Here is a 13,982-nt window from a genome sequence, read left to right on the forward strand (position 1 = left end):
ACACCAGCCGACGACCAGCGCCAGTAGTTCTCCTGCCCCTCACATCAGAGCCGTGACCAGCAACTTCACAAGGCACACCACTCATTGGGGAGACCTGTGCCTGTGCTGCCATCATGGCTGACCGAACCGCTTCGGGACCAATCCGCGTCCCTGCTGCTGTATGCGGCCGCAGCACCACCCGGACCATCCGCTGGGCTGCCACCGCCCGCGCATCAGCGACCGGATCATCTTCGACAGAACGCTGCAACTCCTGCGCTTCGGCTGCTCCTACCAGGCGATCGCCGACACGACCTGCTCGGCCATCACGATCCGCAACCGCCGCAACGAGTGGATCCGTCTCGGCGTCCTCGGGGTTGAGGAACCGAGGAGCAGCCGTTATCGATGAGAATGAGCTTGCTTCTCTGACGCGGGCTGGAGGTGATCATTTCTGGTAAGGAGCCAACCGTCTGGCGTCTGTCAGGTGGTCGTCCTGGGCCGCTACGTCATCGCCTCCTCCGCCCCGGCCGAAGGGCTGCGGCAGCTCGGCGAGATACCCGACGTGCCCGACGGCGACAGCGGCGTGGACGAGGAGGGTATGTAGCGGCCACGACCGGCGTCCTTGTCCTGAGGCTTTCCTTGAGCTGGACGGCGAATCGCCCCGTCGTGCCCGGCCTGGCAGCGCGATCCTGTCCTTTGGCCGCTCCGTCGAAGGACGCGTGGATGGCTGAGGAGATGCACCCAGCGTGGGACGAGCCGCTCCAGCGGCGTCCGCCGGCAGACCCCGGCCGGTCCCTCGGGCCGAAGGCCCGGGGGACCGGCGCGATCAGTGGGTGTCTGGTCTGGGGATATGGATGCCCGCGGCGCGGAGCTTGGCCTCGACGAGCGCGACCCCCCGGGCCGCGGCCGATCCCTGCTCTTCGCCGTGGTGGGCGATCAGGTGGTACCGGGCCGCGGCGTCGGTGCGGGCTTGCAGGCCGGTCACGATCTTCAGGTGTGCGGGGTTGGCGAGGAAGTGCTCGGCGATGGCAGCGGCGAGCTCGGCCAGCCGCGGGTCGTCCGGCTCCCATGCCGTGGCTTGGATGGCGTGCTTGCTCAACGCGACGAAGCGGGGATCGTCGAGGGCGTGCTCGACATGGGTGAGGAAGTTGTCGAAGCCCTCGGGGACCAGGGCCCTGGCCAGCACCCAGCCCTCCCTGGTGGCCGCCACCTGCTCCGCGGGGACGCCGAGGCCGGACATCCGCTCCAGCAGCGCCACGGCGCGGTCGGGCAGCAGGGTCCGGTCTCCGTCTGCGAGCCGGTGCAGCATGTCACGGCGCGCGGTCAGCTCCTCGATGCGTTCGGTGAGCTGCCGCTCGACGTCGGCGAGCGCGGCGGCGAACTGGGCGGCGTCGGCGTCGAGCAGGGGCCCGATGTCGGCCAGCGGCACCCCGGCGGCGGCCAGCGTCCTGACCTGCACCAGCCGTAGCAGCTCGGCCGAGCCGTACCTGCGGTAGCCGGAGCTGTCGCGCTCCGGCTCCTGCACCAGGCCGAGCTTGTGGTAGTGCCGCACCGTCTTCACCGTGACGCCGACGAAGGCCGCCGCCTGCCCGATCGTGACTCCGTTCATCGGCTGAATCCTGCCTTGTGCTCGAGCTCGGCGACAAGGCGGACCCCGGCCGAGCAGGTGGCCCCCCATGCACGTTCTCCCTGATGCACGACCGGAAGGGGTCGCCTCTGGAGGCGTACGGGTCACAGGTGTTCAGTCCGCCGGCTGAGCAGGATCGGCCTGCTTGCCGCAGAACACCTCGTTGACGAGCCTTTGCTGGGCGTTCTGGACCGTTGTCGCCATGGACATGTCGGCGTCGTCCACCCAGTTCAGTACGGCGGTCATGGTTTTGCTGCCGTCGGGTGTGCTGTACATCAGCGTCGTGGAGCCGACCGTGCCGCCGTTGTGGGTGATGACGGTGCCGCCGCAATCCGTTTTCTGGACGATCAATCCCAGCCCGTACTCGAAGTTCGGGATGCCCGTGGCGCGTGGGGTGCACATCTCGGCCAGCAGTGGGGTCGGCAGGAGCTTGCCGCCTATCAGCGCAGTGATGAACGTGTGGAGGTCCTGGCTGGTCGAGATCATGTCACCGCCGGTGGAGACCCAGGAGGGGTTGTGGCGGGTGATGTCGATCGTCTTCTGCCGGCCGGCATCCTCGTGGCGGTAGTAGATGTGGGTGTGTGGCTCAGGGATCTCCGGCGAGGCGTCCGGCACCACCGTGCCCGACAGCCCGAGCGGCCCCAGGATTCGTTGCTGCATCTCCTCGGTCAGCGAGCGGCCGGTGACCTTCTCGATCAGCAGCCGGGCCAGCACGTAGTTGGTGTTGGAGTAGCTCCAGCCCGTCCCCGGCTCGAACCGGGCCGGCTTGGACAGCGCCAGTCGTACCAGCTCCTCGGGCCGGTAGGTGTGGAAGCGGTTGTCCACCCACTCCTTGCCCGTGGTGCCGTAGGGCACGGGGATCCCGTGCACGATCGACCCGTCGTCGTAGACCTCGCCGGTGAAGTTGAACAGCCCGCTGGTGTGCTGCAACAGCATCCGCACCGTGATCCGCCGGTCCAGCCCGAACTCGGGCAGGTAGTCGGCCGCCTGGGTGTCCAGCTCGATCTTGCCCTCGGCCACCAGCTGCAGCACCAGGGTCGCGGTGAAGGTTTTGGTGTTGCTGCCGATCCGGGCATGCCCGTTGACCGGCGGCTTGGCGGTCCCGCCCAGCTCGGCCACCCCGGCGCTGCCGGCCCACGCGCCCCGCTCGTCGTTCACCCGCAGCGACACCCCGACGAAACCGGACTTTACGATCTCCTCGATCGCCTTCTCCAGCTCCGGGCGATCCTGCCCGGCCGCAGCTTCCGGCACGGCCCTGCTGTCCGCAACGGCCACCCTGGCGGCGTCGAGGGCTTCGGTGATCTTGCGGGCCATCTCGGCCGTGGCGGGACTCGGCCGGTCCTGGTGCATCCGGGCGGTCTCGACAGCGACGAGGACGGTGCTGCGGAAGCTGCCGGCCTCGGCCGGATCCTGCTGCTTCAGCAGGTTCATGGTCGCGGTCAGGGCCGGCAGCACGCGGTCGGCGATCTCGGCCACGGACTTGCCGGTCAGGTCCTTGCCCTCAGGGTAGTCGGCGAGCACATGCCCGATCAGGCCGGTGGCCGAGGCCAGCGCGATGCCACCGTTGGTGGCGATCTTGTGAGGCTTGCCGGCGGCACCGGCGGCGGCCATCAGCGACACGGCGCCGTACGCGGCAATCCGCAGGGTGCTCTTGTCCTGATCGGAAAGGGTGATCGTCATGATGGTTGCCCTTCGAAGTTGTCATGTCCGGGTCGGCGTCGCGCCGCTGCGCCGAGCTTCCACCCTGACCCAAGGTCAACCTCAACCGTGATCTAGCTCACAGCTGCATTGAGGTTCGAGACAGCTTTGGGAGCAGGACGCCATCCCCCGCCGGGCGGCCCTCGCATCTCGCGCGGGAGGTCCGGTGGTGTTCCGTAAGGCGATCCCCACCGGAACACCAGCCGCCCGGGCAACCGGCACGTGTCGGCTACGCTCGCTGTAGCACCGACGAACAAGACGGCACCATCCAGACCGGGCAGCTGCTCGCGCTCGGCGTCTCAGCCGACCGGATCTACATCGACCGCGGCTTCTCCGGCACCACCTGCCGCAACCGAGGCGGCCTCTACCAGACCCTGGCCACCGTCTGGGACGGCAACATCTTCACCGTGACCAAGTTCGACCGGTTCGCCCGCAACATGGCCGACGCCAACGACATCCTCACCGGACTGTCCGGCCGCGGTGTCCTGTTCGGCCTGGGCGCGTCCGTCTACGACTGGAACGACCCGTTCGGACGGCTGTTCCTGCAGACCCTGGCCATGGTCGCCGAGTACGAGGCCAACCTCGGGCACCTGCGCACCCGCGAAGGCATGGCCCAGGCCAAGAAGAACGGCAAGCTCAAGGGCAAGCAACCCAAACTGCCCGAACCCGCCCGACGCTCCATCCGCCGCCGCCACGCCGGAGGCGAGGTCTCCCTGGCGGACCTGGCCACCGAGTACAGCGTCGGCCGCTCCACCATCCACCGCATCATTCACGGCCCAGCCGACGGACACACCTGAGCGGCCCCACGATCCACCAGAGCTCACGCTCTGCGTCGCCCCTGGCCGTAGCGCTAGGAGTCCCGGTCCTACTTTGCGGCTCGCCGGGGCTACAGGAGTCCCAGGCCAACCCGACGGGAACCGTCGCCATCCCCGCACAAGATCATTCTCATCGACAACGGCTGTTCCCCGGTTCCTCAACCCCGGTCTTCGCCAAGTTCAAGCAGATCGCGCTGGGCCGCGGCGGCGACGTGGTACGCCTGGTTCTGGACCCACTGGAGCACGAGCACGTGGCCGAGTTGCTCGCGCTGCTCGACGGGCGGCCGCCAGAGCGGTCACGGAGCGTCCGGATTCACCGGCGTAGCGGCGGCAACCCGCTGTTCGTCGAGGCGCTGCGCAGCGCCGATGAGGCGGCGGCCGACGACCTGAGAACCCTGTTGCTCGATCGGATCACCAGCCTGCCCGACCCCGTACGCGAGGTGATGGCGATGCTGGCGGTGGCCGGCGCCGAAGTGACCGACGAGATCCTGCACGAGATCGCCACCATGCCGGAGGAGCCGCTGGCGTCGGCCCTGACCGACCTGGCCGGGCGGGAACTCGTGACGGCCGGCGAAGAGGGGTATGCGGTCCGGCACGACCTGATCCGGGAGGCGGTGTACGCGTCGCTGCTGCCGGCCAGGCGGCGTCGCATGCACGCCCGCTACCCCGGCGCACTCGCCTGCCGCGCACCCGACAGCGCCACACTGGCAGAGCACTGGACGGCCGCCAGGGAGTTCGCGCGCGCATTGCCGGCCGCATGGCGAGCTGCCGAGCGCGCCGGCCGCCAGAACGCCTACGACGAGCAGCTCCACCTGCTCGAAGTGGTACTGACGCAATGGACGCGGGTCGCCGACCCGCCACAGCTCATCGGCGCCGACCGTACGGCCGTGCTCGAACAGGCGGCCGTGGCGGCCTTCGCGGCGGGCAAGTCCGCGGTCGGCATCGCCCACTGCACCGCGGCGTTGGACATGCTCGGCCCGGCGGTGGATGCGCACCGCGTGGCCGGGCTGCTCGGCCTGCGCGGCCGCATGCAGAACCGCACCGACGGCACCGGCGCACACGACCTGGAGCGCGCGGTCACGCTGCTGCCACCGGGCCGGTCGGACGCCTCGGACGCGCTGCGTAGCCGACTGCTGTCCGCTCTGGGCTTCGTCGGCGTCGTGGCACATCATCCCGACCAGGTACGGCATCACGCGGCCGAGGCGCTGCGCATCGCCGAGCGGCTCGACGACGACCGGTTGCGAGCGCCGGCCCTGCTGATAGTGGCCCAGCTCGACGGCGCCGCCGGAGAGCTGGAATCGGCCAGACGCACCTTTGGCGAGGCCCGCCGCATCGCCGAGGCGGCCGGGGACGAGCACACCTTCCTGACCACCTTCCCATGGGAGGCGGATGCCATCGAGGCCTGCGGCCAGTATGCGCAGGCAGCGGACATGGCCCACGCCGGGCAGCAGGCCGCGCAACGGCTCGGCCAGGCCCGATCCCGCGGCAGCATGCTCGCCGCGGCGCGCGCCTTCCCCCTGACGTTCCTGGGCCGATGGGACGAGGCCCTCACGGTCGTCCAGGACGCGCTCGCCGAAGGCCCGCCACCGCTCTACGCCGCGTTCCTGCGCCTGGCGGCCGCCGACATCGCGCGCTGCCGAGGCGAGATCGGCCGGTTCGAGACGCTGCTGCGTCAGCTGACGGAGTTCGCCCGGCACACGCTCGCAGCGACCGAGGTCAAAGCCGGCCTGGCCCTGCAGCGGATCGCCTGGGCGATCGACCAAGGCGACCCGGACTCGGCCGATCGCATCCTCGGCGAGCATCTGGCGCCGCCACCCGCCTGGCCGCCGCACCACCTGCTGCGGCTCGCCGTGCTCGGGGCCCGGGTGCAGCGCGTACGACGGAGCTCGGCCCCGCGCAACCGGCAGGTCGCCCACCACAGCGCCGACCGGCTCGCCGACCTCGACCGCATGATCGCCACCGTGCGGCCCGCCGCACCGACGCTCACCGCCTACCGCCTCACCTTCCACGCAACGGCCACCTCCGACAACCTGCCCGCCTGGGACCAGGCCGCCGCGGCCTGGCGCGACCTCGGCAACCGCTACGAGACCGCGGCCGTGCTGACCGACGCGGCAAGCGCCGCCCTGGCGTCCAACAACCGACCCGGCGCCCGCTCCCGACTTCGCGAGGCGCACGCCATCGCCACCGATCTGGGCGCTGAACCGCTGCTCGCACGCATCGACGACCTCACCGACCGTGGCCGCCTCGGCGACGCGGCCACGGCACCGGCGCGCCATGTCTTCGATCTGACCCGCCGCGAACTGGACGTGCTGCGCCTGCTCGCCCACGGACGATCCAATCCCCAGATCGCCCGGGAGTTGTTCATCACCACCAACACCGTCCCACCCACGTGGCCAGAATCCTCACCAAGCTTGGCGTCTCCACCCGCACAGAGGCCGCCTCCCGAGCCCACCAAGCCGGCATCTTCGACACCCGACAGTAAGCCTGCAGGCGTGCAGACCACTCCGCGCATCCGTGCACTCGACCTCGGAAACTGACACCCAGATTCGTGAGGGCTCGTACCCAGCCGCCCCTCACTTGGTTCAGAGAAGGCGAGCTGGTCAAGCTCGCAATGTGTGCGGGTGCAGCAGACGGGTTTCCAACAGCCATGGTGCCTTCATCAGCTCGACCCAGACGAGGTGAGTTCCGGTCGTGGTGATGGCCACAGCCACAGCGTGACGCTGGGCAAAGGCCGGCAGGTCGTAGCCGCGGAGCTTGTGGCAGTCCGCCTGCGATCAGACGCTGGAAGGCGCGTTCTGACGATGAGGGCAGGTCCCGCACGGGCTCGTTCGCCGGCGGCCCCGCCCGGGGCGGCGGCGTACGGCCTCGATGGAGACGCCGGCGGCCGGTCCGGCCAGCCGGGTCCGCGCGCCCGAGCCGGCCAGCAGGGCGCTGCGAGAGTCGCTGCCGTTGGCCGGGAAGCCGCCCAGCAGCCCGGCGGCGGCGTTGGCGGCGGCCAGCCCGAGGAACTCCTGCTGCGCGTCGGCGTCCTTGCCCTCCTTGGCCGCCATGGCGCGGGCGGTCAGCACGCTGCTCGCATACACCAGCAGGGCGATGCCGAGGGCGGGACCGAGCAGGGACATCGTGCTGGACAGCGGGTCGGCCAGAGCGGTCCAGGGCAGGCTCGGCATCGGCAGGCCGCGCACCCGAGCGCCCACACGTTCAGGTTCGCGAGGTGGCTCATGACGGTGCCGGTCTTGGCCAGGGTCGTGCCGCTCGCCCTGATGCCGGTCACCTTGCCCAGCTGGCTGACAATGATCACCACGCCGGAACCAGCCAGGTAACCGTCAGCACGGGAGTGGACAGCAGCCGCATCACCACGCCCGCGCGCGCCACGTACCCGATCAGCAGGAAACCGGCGATCAGCAGCGCGAGCAGCGCCGCCACGGCGGGCTGCTCGCGGCCCGCGACGGTCGCGAGCACGCCGGCCACCACGACCGCGACCGACGATTCGGGGCCGACGTTCAGCAGGCGGGTCCCGCCGAACAGGGCGTACCCGACCATCGCGCCGAGCGCGGTGTACAGGCCCGACGCCGCGGGCAGCCCGGCCAGTTGCGCGTAGGCGAACGCCTGCGGCACCAGTACCGCCCACAGCGACAGCGCCGCCAGCAGATCCGGACGCAGCCACGCCCGCCGGTAGCCGCGCAGAGCCGCCCACCCGGGAACGGCGGACCAGCCCACCCACAGCCTCCCCTCACATGGCCCGACCTCTGGTTCGTAGCCACGCCGGAGCTGGCGCAAGCCTGCCGGATCGTCAAGCATCATCCCAGTTCAAATGGGGTAAGCCAGTCGCAAACCGGGGGGAGCGATGGTGTGGATGGGGGTCTCGGTTGCTGATCTTCGCCTTGCCCGAGAAGCAGGGCCACCCGATCTCGATCATGGCGGTGATGACGTGCCGCCGATCAACGGCGTGATGCGGGACGGCGAGCGGCTGGGGGAGCCGGTGTCGTGACCTGGTTCGCCGCGGGCATCCGTGGCCCGCTGGCCTGGCCCCGGGAGATCACCGCGGGTGTCACGCTGGCCGCGCTGGCCATCCCGCTCAACATCGGCTACGCGCAGATCGCCGGGCTGCCGCCGATCGCCGGCCTGTACGCCGCGATCGTGCCGATGCTGGTGTTCGCCGTGTTCTGCTCCTCCCGCCAGCTGGTGGCCAGTCCGGACGCGCCCATCGCCGCGCTCATCGCCTCCCTGCTGGCTGCGATCGCGGCCCGCCCCGGCAGCCCGCAGTACGTCGAGCTGGCCTATGCGCAGGCGCTGGTCTGCGCGGTGGTGTTCCTGCTGTTCTACGCCTTCAAGCTGGGCTTCCTGGCCAACTTCCTGTCCGAGCCGGTCCTGGTCGGCTTCATCGCCGGGCTGGCTGTGGAGATCCTCACCAGCCAGGCGAAGAAGATCCTCGGCATCCACACCACCGCTGAGCGGTTCTTCCCCGAGCTGTGGGAGATCCTCACCAAGCTCCCGCAAGCCCACCTGTGGAGCGTCGCCGTCGGCGTCGCGACCATGCTGACGATCGTCGCGCTGCGCAGGCTCGCCCCCGCCCTGCCGGGCCCGCTGATCGCGCTGGTGGCCGCCACGGCGGTGGTGGCCTGGGCCGGGCTCGACCAGCGCGGTGTCTCGGTGCTCGGCCACGTCCCCTCCGGGCTGCCGGTCCCGCACTGGCCGTCGATCACCTTCGGCCAGTGGGCCGCGCTCGTCCCCGGCGCCATCGCCATCTGCGCCGTCACCCTGGCCGACGGCCTGCTCACCGCCCGCCGCTACGCCGAACAGCACGGGTATGCGCTCGACGCCAATCAGGAGCTGCGCGCCTTCGGCCTGGCCAACGTCACCGCCGGGCTCACCCAGTCGATGACCGTCGGCTCCAGCGCCTCGCGCACCGCCGCCATGGACGCCGCCGGCTCCCGCTCCCAGATCCCCAGCGCCGTCTGCGCGATCGTGGTCGCCGTCCTGGTCGCGTTCTTCTCCGGTGTGCTGGCCTACCTGCCCAACACCGCCCTGGCCGGCATCGTCGCCGTCGCCGTCGTCCGGCTCATCGACGTGCGCAAGCTGGCCGAGCTGTGGCGGCTGCGCCGCTCGGAATTCTGGATCGCCGTGGTGTGCCTGCTCGGCGTGCCCGTGCTCGGCTCGCTCACCGCCGTCATCATCGCCTTCCTGCTCTCAGCCATCGACGTCGTCCGGCGCGCCGCCCGGCCCAGCACCGCCACCCTGCGACCAGGCGAGCACGGCCGCTACCTCCGCGGCCCCGCCGAAGGCCCGCTGGTCGTCTACCGCTTCGAGAGTCAGCTCTTCTTCGCCAACGCCGGCACCTTCAAAGCCGAGATCACCCGCCTGGCCGACCACGGCGCCCGCTGGATCGTCCTGGACGCCGAGGCCATCACCGACGTCGACACCACCGGCGCGGCCGCCCTCCGCGAAACCACCGGCATGCTGCGCGAACGCGGCGTCACCTTCGCCGTCGCCCGCGCCACCACGCACCTGCGCCACCTGCTGGACCACTACGGCCTGACCGAGCTCACCTACTACGACTCCAACGAGGCCGCGGCCGTCGCCTACCGGGAGAATGACCATGGGTAAGGCCTTCGCCGACATGCTGCCCTACACCCTGGGCCTGATCGTCTCACCGTTCCCCGTCGTGGCCGTCATCGCCCTGCTGATCAGCGCCAACGGCCGCGCCAAGGCGCTGCTGTTCGAGCTCACCTGGCTGATCATGAGCTGGGTCGTGCTGCTCGCCCTCATCACGCTGCTGAGCGCCGCCGGGGCCGCCGGGCACGCCCGGCCCGCCTGGGTCGCCTGGCTCGCCCTGATCATCGGCCTGCTCCTGCTCCTCATGGCCTGCATCGGGATCCGCCGGGCCATCCGCCGCCGGGAAGGCGCGGCCCCGCGGGTGCCGCGCTGGCTCGCCGCCATGGACACCCTGAACCCACCCAAGATCATCGCTGTGGCGGCACTGCTCATCGTCGCCAACCCGGTCAACCTCGCCTCCCTGGCCGGCGGCGCCATCACCGCCGCCCACGAGCCGCTGCCGCTCGGCCGGCAACTCATCCTCGCCGCCGTGTTCGTCGTCATCGGCAGCATTGGCGTGCTCACCCCCTACGCCACCGCCCTCAGCGCAGGCGGCGAACAGCGACTTCAGCGGATGCGCGGCTGGCTCATCCGGCACAACGGCGCCCTCACCCTGCTGCTGCTCCTGGTCTTCGCCCTGCTGTTCCTCGCCAAAGGCCTGCGCGGCCTGCTCAGCTGACCAGACCTCAACACCGTCCTGGCCTGGGACGCAGGGCTCACGCCCCGGATCAAAGGACCATAAGGCACTGAAGCTACGCCGGTTCTCGCCGGCGCTCGCCACCATCGCCGCCGCTCAGCGGCAGGCGCTTGGCCACATCCGCCGCAGAGCGCGGCCACCGCCGCCAGGCCCACGCCGGAGCGCGTGGACACCGGGGACGCCAGGGCGCTGCTCGCCACGCTCGGCATCGACCTCGACCGGGCCCACCGCAGCACCAGGGCCGGGGCCGACGACCCGGCGCCCTGGAGTCTGCGCCGCTCCCCGGTGCGGCCGCTGCGGGTCATGCTGTACGGGCCGCTCGGCCAGCTGTCCCTCGCCCTGCACGCCCGCAAGGCCGTCGAGGTGGCCATGTGGCGGGCGTCCGGCCGCCCGGTCACCGGCGAGGACCTGGTGTGGGGGCTGCTCGAAGGCCATGCCAACGGCGCCGCCCGCATCCTGGCGGGCGCCGGAGCCGACCTGTGCGAGCTCGTCCAGGAGCTGCGAGGGTCCGCCGCCCGCCGGGGCTTCGGGAGGCCTTGCCTGCGCGAACGTGACTTACGCGAGCGATTTGCTGTTCCGCTGCTCAAGGAACTGGGCGGGCCGTCCGGTCGGTCGCATGCCAAGCAGGACGACACAAGAGAGCACAGCGCTTCCACCGGAGCAGCGGATGAGGGCCAGCATCGCAAGCGGCGAGGACCTGGTGATGGCGAGCCCGGCGACCGCGTCGAAGAGGTGGAGGTGGAAATCGCGGCCAAGAGCGGCAGCACCGCGGTGAACACAGAACTGGCAGCGATGGGGAAGATTCACGACATGCTCGCCGGGCTGGAGGATCCAACTGCGCGGCGCCGAGTGCTGGGGTGGGCCTCGGGGATATTCACCGGCGCGCCGGCGGTGGACTGACAGGAGCGGCACGGGAAGGGCCGCCCGCTCTCGAGGGCGGGCCTGTGCCGGTCAGGGAGGGCTTGTCCACCAGCCGCCCGCAAAGGGGCGAGGCCGCCGCCCACGCCGGCAGCCAGCGGCGTCGTGTCCTGGCGTGGTGATCGTGCGCATGTCAGGGTGCGCACGGCAGAGGCTCCTGCAGGACCGAGACGCGAGCCGGGAACACGAAGGCGGGTTCTACTGATAGGCCCGGATATCACAACCTGCCGAATGGCAGAAGAGGCGGGGTGTTCTGAACCGCCCTGGCTTTGATGGAGACCTTGGTGTCCACCGAACGGCGATTCACAACGGCACCCCGGGAAATGCCCTCCCGAGGTGCCGCATCGCTTGCAGGTCAGGGCTATGAGGGCCGGATCTCAGCCACCAGGCGGGAGCTCCACGGGCACCAGTGGCCGCCGGGCAGGAATGCGCCGCCGGCCTCATCCAGGTGGTCCTCAAGGTATTGCATGCTGGAGTCGCAGACCTCGATGGCTACTTCGAAGAAGTCGATCGTGTTGGGGTCGAGGTGGAAGCTCCATCCGGGGTTGTAGGGGACGGGGCGCTTGATGATCCGGCCGTGGACGTGGATGCGCCCGGTTTCCTCGCCGCTGAGGATGCGGCGGGCGTGTGCGATCTTGGCTTCGTCGCGGAGCTCGATGTTGAATCGGGGGCGGCCGTCGGTGTCGGTGATGCGGAAATAGGCTGTTTCGGCTGCATGGGCGGGGACGCCTGGGGTGAGGATGAGCGTCATGACCGCCGCGAGTATGGCGGCGATCTTGGTGGGGATGCGTGTCATGGGGGCACCTCCGGTGACTCGGGTCGCGATCTGCGACCATCAGTAACTCACTGTAGTTGGCCCGTGACGCTAAGTTAATAGCTTGACCAGGCTTCGCCACCGAAACGGCCACTGCTCACCGTCCGGCCATGCCAAGCCGGAGTGCTGTCGTGGAATCTCAGACACCTCGGAGACTGGATCTTGAGGTCCAGGGGAAGAGATGTTCCTGATGGTGATGAAGAACTACCCGCCCGAGTTCAAGGCCGAGTACGGGATCGCGACCGGGGCATCAGCGAAGGGAAGTCGTGATCGGGCCCGTGATCGGCTTCCTCTTGGGCCGGTAGGTGCGGCCGGCTCGGGCGAGGTCACCGATCGGTTCCTTCTTCTTGGCGTCCACGCTCACTACCGGCGAACCGTCGGCGAGGAACTGTTCGACCGTGGTGTTGATGTGCTGGAACTCGGCGTCGCGGTCGGGAACCTGGCTGCCGGCGCGCCGCTTGGCCATGCCCTGGAGACTGAACCCCGCCGCGCAGCAGATCGCCCACTGCCGGGGCACTGATCGGGTGCCCGGCTGCGGTTGATTCCCGGGCCAGGTCCCGCAGCGAGGCCGTGGTCCAGTGCAGCGGGGAAACCGGATCACCGATCTCCCGCGGCTCGATCAACGCCTCAAGCGCCGGCGCCAGGCCCGGGTCATGCTCAGCAGCCGGCTTTCGTCCGCCACCGGGACGGCGCACCCGGCCCAGAACCGGTGCACCACCCGCGAGCTCGAGGAGTCCCTCATGATGGTCGGCTCCGACACCTCTGCCAGCCTGGCCACCACCACGATCCCGCCATGCCCGAGCGCATCGGCCTCAGCAGCCGGATACAAGCGGCGCTGCCGCTCGTCCGGATACGGCAGCACGGCTGCTGTCAGGCTGCGAACTTCACATCCCGGACCGCCAGGTCTGTCTCAGATATCGCTATGGAAGGCCATTTAGCACGCCACTCACCGAAGTTGCACTGAAACTCCACGCTTCGGGGCTAGGGCCCCTCAATCGGCTCTGACCACACCTGGTTGCTGCCCGGGCCGGACGTTCGTCGCAGCGAGGGTCATGAGTCAACGACTGAGCAGGTAGCGCCGCGGTGTGGTGCCGACCGTGCGGCGGAAGGCCGCCAGGAACGCGCTTGCCGTGGCGTAGCCGACGCTGTGTGCCACCCGGGACACCGGCTGCCCCTCGGCCAGCAGCGGCAGGGCGGCGCGCAGCCGTACCTGTGTGCGCCAGTGGTCGAAGCTCATGCCCGTGTCGCGCACGAACAGCCGTGTCAACGTCCGTCTGCTCACACCGGCCGCGCGAGCGTGAGCCTCCAAACTGCGTGAGTCGGCCGGGTCCGCCAGCAGGGCGGCCGCCACCATCTGGACCCGCTCGTCGGTGGGTTCCGGCACGTCGATGGGCTTGGTGGGCAGCGGACGCAGCAGGTCGGGCACCACGGCCTCGGCGCGCAGCCGCGCGTCGTCGGCGAGGTCGGTGCGGGCCAGGTAGCCGATCAGTTCGGCCAGCAGGCCATCGACGCCGACGGCGGTGGGCTCGCGCCAGTCCAGGGGGCAGTGCTCCGGCGCCAGGTACAGGCTGCACAGCACCGCGTCGCGGGTCGCGCCGGTCGCGTGGGCGATACCCGCCGGCAGCCACAGCGCCCTGGTGGGCGGCAGGACCCAGTAGACCTGGCCCACGTTGACGCTCAGGACACCGCGCCGGGTCCAGGCGAGTTGGTGGTGGGTGTGGCTGTGCGGGGGGATCCAGTCCCCAGAGGCCAGTGGGAAGTGGCCGACGATGATCGCGCCCATGTCCTCCATGCGACATAGTCTGTCCCCATCGCGGATTGTGGCCAAATATGGCAGATCAA

General features: G+C 70.1%; 11 protein-coding genes and 2 pseudogenes. 6 read left to right on the top strand and 7 right to left on the bottom strand.

The window, feature by feature from the left end; all coding sequences use genetic code 11:
- Positions 1-96: 96 nt before the first annotated feature.
- A pseudogene (locus ACBJ32_RS32675) lies at positions 97-346 on the top strand (IS5/IS1182 family transposase); the annotation flags it as partial.
- A 456-nt stretch (positions 347-802) separates the two neighbouring features.
- Here the strand turns inward: ACBJ32_RS32675 and ACBJ32_RS32680 are convergent.
- The gene (locus ACBJ32_RS32680; RefSeq protein ID WP_375130015.1) at positions 803-1,585 is read right to left on the bottom strand and encodes a MerR family transcriptional regulator; all 783 of its coding nucleotides are present in this window, start codon (positions 1,583-1,585) and stop codon (positions 803-805) included.
- 132 nt (positions 1,586-1,717) lie between these two features.
- On the bottom strand, positions 1,718-3,283 hold the full coding sequence (locus tag ACBJ32_RS32685) for a serine hydrolase domain-containing protein (protein WP_375130016.1): 1,566 nt from the start codon (positions 3,281-3,283) through the stop codon (positions 1,718-1,720).
- A 107-nt stretch (positions 3,284-3,390) separates the two neighbouring features.
- Here ACBJ32_RS32685 and ACBJ32_RS32690 point away from each other — a divergent pair, with 107 nt between their 5' ends.
- Together ACBJ32_RS32690 and ACBJ32_RS32695 are read left to right on the top strand one after the other, a co-directional pair.
- Entirely contained in the window at positions 3,391-4,098 is a 708-nt protein-coding gene (locus tag ACBJ32_RS32690; protein ID WP_375130289.1) for a recombinase family protein, read from the top strand.
- 278 nt (positions 4,099-4,376) lie between these two features.
- Complete coding sequence (locus tag ACBJ32_RS32695) at positions 4,377-6,653, top strand: LuxR C-terminal-related transcriptional regulator (RefSeq protein WP_375130017.1); 2,277 nt, start codon at positions 4,377-4,379, stop codon at positions 6,651-6,653.
- A gap of 237 nt (positions 6,654-6,890) precedes the next feature.
- Here the strand turns inward: ACBJ32_RS32695 and ACBJ32_RS32700 are convergent, their stop codons facing one another.
- Both ACBJ32_RS32700 and ACBJ32_RS32705 read right to left on the bottom strand, forming a co-directional pair.
- Positions 6,891-7,313 carry a SulP family inorganic anion transporter gene (locus ACBJ32_RS32700; protein WP_375130018.1) on the bottom strand — a complete coding sequence of 141 codons (423 nt, stop codon included), beginning with the start codon at positions 7,311-7,313 and terminating at the stop codon, positions 6,891-6,893.
- A 100-nt stretch (positions 7,314-7,413) separates the two neighbouring features.
- Entirely contained in the window at positions 7,414-7,836 is a 423-nt protein-coding gene (locus ACBJ32_RS32705; protein WP_375130019.1) for a SulP family inorganic anion transporter, read from the bottom strand.
- 267 nt (positions 7,837-8,103) lie between these two features.
- Here ACBJ32_RS32705 and ACBJ32_RS32710 point away from each other — a divergent pair, with 267 nt between their 5' ends.
- The 3 genes from ACBJ32_RS32710 to ACBJ32_RS32720 all read left to right on the top strand — a co-directional run bounded on the left by ACBJ32_RS32710 (position 8,104) and on the right by ACBJ32_RS32720 (position 11,308).
- Complete coding sequence (locus tag ACBJ32_RS32710) at positions 8,104-9,723, top strand: SulP family inorganic anion transporter (protein WP_375130020.1); 1,620 nt, start codon at positions 8,104-8,106, stop codon at positions 9,721-9,723.
- On the top strand, positions 9,716-10,390 hold the full coding sequence (locus tag ACBJ32_RS32715; protein WP_375130021.1) for a GAP family protein: 675 nt from the start codon (positions 9,716-9,718) through the stop codon (positions 10,388-10,390). Before ACBJ32_RS32710 ends, ACBJ32_RS32715 begins: the two co-directional genes overlap by 8 nt.
- A 183-nt stretch (positions 10,391-10,573) precedes the next feature.
- Complete coding sequence (locus ACBJ32_RS32720; RefSeq protein WP_375130022.1) at positions 10,574-11,308, top strand: hypothetical protein; 735 nt, start codon at positions 10,574-10,576, stop codon at positions 11,306-11,308.
- Positions 11,309-11,687: 379 nt separating this feature from the next.
- Here the strand turns inward: ACBJ32_RS32720 and ACBJ32_RS32725 are convergent, their stop codons facing one another.
- The 3 genes and pseudogenes from ACBJ32_RS32725 to ACBJ32_RS32735 all read right to left on the bottom strand — a co-directional run bounded on the left by ACBJ32_RS32725 (position 11,688) and on the right by ACBJ32_RS32735 (position 13,932).
- Positions 11,688-12,122 carry a calmodulin-binding protein gene (locus ACBJ32_RS32725; RefSeq protein WP_375130023.1) on the bottom strand — a complete coding sequence of 145 codons (435 nt, stop codon included), beginning with the start codon at positions 12,120-12,122 and terminating at the stop codon, positions 11,688-11,690.
- Between the two features lie 268 nt (positions 12,123-12,390).
- Positions 12,391-12,835, bottom strand: a pseudogene (locus tag ACBJ32_RS32730) (hypothetical protein).
- A gap of 362 nt (positions 12,836-13,197) precedes the next feature.
- Entirely contained in the window at positions 13,198-13,932 is a 735-nt protein-coding gene (locus tag ACBJ32_RS32735) for a helix-turn-helix transcriptional regulator (protein WP_375130024.1), read from the bottom strand.
- Positions 13,933-13,982 lie beyond the last annotated feature (50 nt).

This window comes from Nonomuraea sp. GTA35 (assembly GCF_041950525.1).
GTDB lineage: Bacteria > Actinomycetota > Actinomycetes > Streptosporangiales > Streptosporangiaceae > Nonomuraea.

What these genes read in the sequence shown, in the direction of transcription:
- ACBJ32_RS32715 (WP_375130021.1), top strand. Translation starts at nt 9,716, where the DNA reads ATGGGTAAGGCCTTCGCCGACATGCTGCCCTACACCCTGGGCCTGATC.
- ACBJ32_RS32680 (WP_375130015.1), bottom strand. Translation starts at nt 1,585, where the DNA reads ATGAACGGAGTCACGATCGGGCAGGCGGCGGCCTTCGTCGGCGTCACG.
- ACBJ32_RS32685 (WP_375130016.1), bottom strand. Translation starts at nt 3,283, where the DNA reads ATGACGATCACCCTTTCCGATCAGGACAAGAGCACCCTGCGGATTGCC.
- ACBJ32_RS32735 (WP_375130024.1), bottom strand. Translation starts at nt 13,932, where the DNA reads ATGGAGGACATGGGCGCGATCATCGTCGGCCACTTCCCACTGGCCTCT.
- ACBJ32_RS32725 (WP_375130023.1), bottom strand. Translation starts at nt 12,122, where the DNA reads ATGACACGCATCCCCACCAAGATCGCCGCCATACTCGCGGCGGTCATG.